Origin of the sequence: Chryseobacterium sp. UNC8MFCol (assembly GCF_000482305.1) — a bacterium.
Taxonomy (GTDB): domain Bacteria; phylum Bacteroidota; class Bacteroidia; order Flavobacteriales; family Weeksellaceae; genus Chryseobacterium; species Chryseobacterium indologenes.
Genome location: NZ_AXUZ01000026.1, coordinates 1 through 4636 on the forward strand (window position 1 = coordinate 1; position 4636 = coordinate 4636).

The 4636-nt window shown below is 36.1% G+C and carries 3 protein-coding genes; all 3 read right to left on the reverse strand.

From position 1 onward, the window contains the following. The coding region (locus tag M030_RS24185) for a hypothetical protein (protein WP_155860256.1) at window positions 1-582 on the reverse strand (582 nt) is incomplete at its 3' end. A gap of 13 nt (window positions 583-595) precedes the next feature. After that, window positions 596-3961, reverse strand: coding sequence for a hypothetical protein (locus tag M030_RS0114220; protein WP_027374116.1), 3366 nt, complete (start codon window positions 3959-3961; stop codon window positions 596-598). Window positions 3962-3967: 6 nt separating this feature from the next. Beyond that, the coding region (locus M030_RS0114225) for a T9SS type A sorting domain-containing protein (protein ID WP_027374117.1) at window positions 3968-4636 on the reverse strand (669 nt) is incomplete at its 5' end.

Sequence of the window (4636 nt, forward strand, 5' to 3'; positions counted from 1 at the left end):
TAATGAAGCATTACCATTCGTGGAAATTTTCAAAAGCTCATTCATGTTTACAGGGGAATTCAATGGGGTTTGCTGCGCAGGCGAGGCAAGAAATCGAAATCCTTCATTATCCAGAGTAACAGCGGCTTTTACAAAGTTTAAGGTTCCGTTACTGGATAACCAACCTACATTGGAGGGATTTGCTTTAACTCCAAAACTCATATAGGTAGAGGCTGAGCTTCGCAAGACTCCCCAGTTGCTTAATGAACCATCCTCATATCGTATCGCAAAAGCATTAATTCCTTCTGCAGAACTGCCTGCCCCGGTGATAATATTTCCGGAAACATCTAATTTCTGGACAGGTTCCGTTGTTCCGATTCCTATATTACCATCTCTTGATACCTGAAGAACCGTACCGGCGGCTGTTGCCATTCTTATTCCCCCATACCAGTTGATTTTAAGGCCGTCTGAATTTGGCGTAGCATAATGTCCTATAGAATAATTGGCAGCATCGGAGTTGCTGTACAATTTATCAAATGCTATTTCCTGTGCATACATTATAGAAGCTAATAGTAATGCGATTGTTAAACATGTTTTTTTCATAATTTCTGTTTTTTTATTGTTTGTAGTTGTATTTAAATTCCTTTAATAAATTGCCGCTCTGGCTTTGTTCTCTGATTTCCTTCAACCTGTTGGCTGAATCATAAACATAGACTTCCCTGATCCCGGATGGAGGAGTGATGCTTCTAACGCCAATCATGGGGTCATAACTGTATGTAGTAATCTTATAACCCGATAGCTGTCCTCTGAAGGTGTTAAAGGCATTCAATAGGTTGGTTTCATCATTATTAGCTCCCGCTGCTGCATCCGTATTGGACGCATTGACAATAGCTGTGATGAAGGACTGCCCGATATCAGCTAATTTTACATTTTCTATTTTAGCAATAGGCTGGGTTTGATTGTATCCCCAGATGATTACAGTGGAAATGCCGTCTTTGGTGGTGTACTGCTGGAGGTTGCCCTTGGAGTCGTATTGATCATAGGTGATATCTGTTGTAGCGATTACAGGATCCTGAAGATCATATGACAATACAGAAGTAGGAAGCAGCGTTGAAGAATTATCATATCTTATTTCTGTTTTTGAAATAATTTTTCCCGGATCATCTGTATTCTGTTTTTTTACTACTGTTGTTTCCAAAGGAATTCCTACCATATTAGCATTGATCAGCTTTTGGTTATTTTTTTCGTGAGCATATTGGTATTTAATTTCCTGAATTGCTTTATCCGAATAAGTTGTTTTCTCAGATGTGTTCTGATGATGAATCAAACTTTCATTTGCCGTATCAATATAAGTAACTTTTACAGGAAGACCATTCTCATATTCTGTTTTGATCTTTTGGTAGTTTTTGATCATCCCACTATAGAAAAAAGCTGTTCTGTATATATCTGGCGACTGATTGGAAGATCCATCACTCCATTTATAGATAGGAATACTTTTAACATAATGGGTAAAAAGATAGTTTGTGGGAGCCTGAGACGGAAGAAGTGGTATTAATTCTGTGTTGGGGGCATTGGTATCAATCGTTCCATCACTCATTTTATAAAATCTGTAAGGAAAGAATTCTTCACCTGAAAAGTTGTATTTATTTTCCAAAGTTTCTACCATTTTTCCTGTAGAATCATAGCTTGTTGTTTTCAAATTCAAACCCCTAGCCCATTCCATATCATCAGGCAAATGATAAGGAAATTTATAATAATCTCCACCGTCCGGATAGTTACTGAAATTATATTTTTTAGTCCATAATACAGCATTGCCTGATGATAAAAATGATTCTGTTATCTGAGAATAACCTACCTGACCTGCGTTATTAAAGCTTGACATAGGTTGTATTCTGTTTGATAACTGCCCTGCTACCATTGGAATATCACCATATTTTTTAATAATACACATATAATCAGGAATCCCTAAAAGTTTTCCGGAAGGCGTTCCATTGTCTAAAGTATAGGTGAATTTTCTTTTTGTAACCTGACCATTATCACTCATCTCAATTATAGAGACTCTTCTTCCGCCTCCTACAAAACTAGTCAGTGGTACGCTTGGTTTATACTCAGTCCAATGTAATACCACTGAAAACGGATTAGTTTCCATATTTTCAGAATCACTGAGGGTAAAATTCATATTAGAGACTTCCAGACGATAATTCCCATTCTCAATAGGTGGATTAATTATCTCAATATTATTACCCTGTGTAATGGTATAGGTTGCTAAAATAGCACCTGTATTTTTATCAAACCTGTGAAGTCGTACTTTGGTTTTACAACCTGTTGTCTCCACTGAAGTGCAACAATCCACTGTTTGTCCCGAAATACATATGGGACCCAGCAAAGCAGTATATGAAAATTTCTTTTTATATACACCAGAAATTTCAAATTCTTTTATATATTTTCCACGGGTGGTACTTCCATTATTTAAAACAAAATATTCTGATCCTTTTGCAATTGCTGTGGTCTTATCATCATACAAATTCCTTGAAGGATTGGCCAGTATAAAATTTGAAAAATAAGATGGAATCACAGCATTATTATCTTCGTAATAAAAATTCTCACTTCCTCCTGCAGGATAAATTATTTTTGTTAAAATACCAGCCTCAGTCTCGACGCCATACACATCGCGATTGCCATCTTTAACGTCTGTAAAGATATTCATGTTGTTCAGTTTGCCATTAAAATACCCCCAATAGTCAATAGAATTGGAATGTCGGTTAGGGAGTTCTTTAGGATTATACTCAAACTTGTAAGATAAAATAATGCCTTCATTAGTACCGACTTCATTAATTTGATTTAAAAACAGGCGCTTATCTGATTTTAGATCCTCTTGAAGAATTAGTGGATGAATATTATTGTTATTTCCATTTCCCGGACGGTAGCTTTGCACAAAGGACATTTTTTTTATTTGCAAATCTCTCTTATCTTTTAAAAGTATAGCATTTAAAGCTTTTCCTCCCTTTAAATCCTCACGTTCCATAGCGTTATAAACAAACTCAAATTTTCCTTCAGGAAAAGAAATATTCTGAAGGATCTGTTGAGTTGTTTTTGTTGTACTCAATGAAATAGAACCAATATTGTCGCCAGTATTCAAGTCTGATTTAGAATAAGTAGTTACTTGTTCAGGAACATAGTTAAATAAACAGCTTACTTTTTGTGTTTTCACCTCCATTAAGTGCCAGGCCGTCTTATATCCACTTTCCTGGGGAGAATTAACTGCTGATGCAGGAGAAATTACTTTTGAACTTATGGAAGTAACAATATCATAGGCTGAATTTACATCAGAAGAATCTTTTCCAAAATAATATTTATTGCCCTGTTCATCAGTAATTACAATTTTATTAATTCTAAAATTCCCAGTATTGGCATCTTCATAATCTATATCAATCTTCCAATCATCAAAGTTTTGAACAATCGCTTTTTTTGTAACATTATCAATAATAAATTTTGCAGATCTTCCTAAAAAATTAATAAAAAATAAATCAGGATCTTCATCTACAGGTGTATCTGATGAACTGTAACTTGCATTTTCGCTTACCAACTGCTGGCGTAAAGTAGTATTATTGTCAAAGGCAGCATTATATGAATAAGTCAAATAGCCGCGGATATATTCATCAGGACGCTGCCTTACCTGTCTGGTTATCAAACCTCCGGCATTTAAACTCCAGCCAGCTCCTACAGATGAGGCGATTTCACCAACACGAACCCCTTTAGTATCATATTGTATAGAAATATTGATGGGTAGATCTGCTGTCTGCACATTAAATAATGGAATATTTACATTTGCAGAACCCCGATAATAGGAAACTGGGCTTTCTACAAATTTCGCAATAGAAGTTGCGTTAGGTGAAGGTGGTAGTATTTTTGGTATATATTGGGCACTATTTGTTGAATACAAAAAGAGAATTGTTCCTAAGGTTATTATCTTTTTTTTCATCTTTGTTTATTTCTTAATCAATTTAGCATTCGCTGTTTTATTGTTATCCGTTTTTATGGTCACCAGATACGCTCCCTGAACTAAAGCCTGTGTGTTGATCTTAGTCACTTTATTCTTTGTTTTCAAACTCTGAAGCTGTCTTCCGCTCATATCGTACAACACTATCTCCGTTTCTTTGAAATCAAAACCAATTTCTACATAAGCATAGTCTGAAACAGGATTCGGATAGATTTTAATATCATATTTTGGAATCAGCTGGTCTATCTGTTTATCTCCCAGTTTTACGATCTTCCAGTTTTCCTTTCCTAATTCTGTGGCACTGGTTCCGGCAAGGATTATAGAGCCGTCTCTGTTCAGTTTCAAGTCTGAAAGTCGCTCTTCTTTTTGTCTCAATTCTCCGCTCACATGCTTTCTCCACTGTTCATTGCCGTTTCCGTCCAGATAGAGCATCCAAAACGTTTCATCGTCCTTTTGAACTCTTCCTTCCGCCTGGGTATAACCACCAAGTAAAATTCCTGTGGTAACATCTTGATTCTTGGATCTTGATTCTTGGCTCTTCATCATCACATTCATTCCCATCAGGATATCCCGGTTTTTGAAATTGTAGGATCTTTGCCACTCTTCATCACCTCTTTCGTTTACAGCAATCAACCATAGATCTGTGCCTTCTTCAAT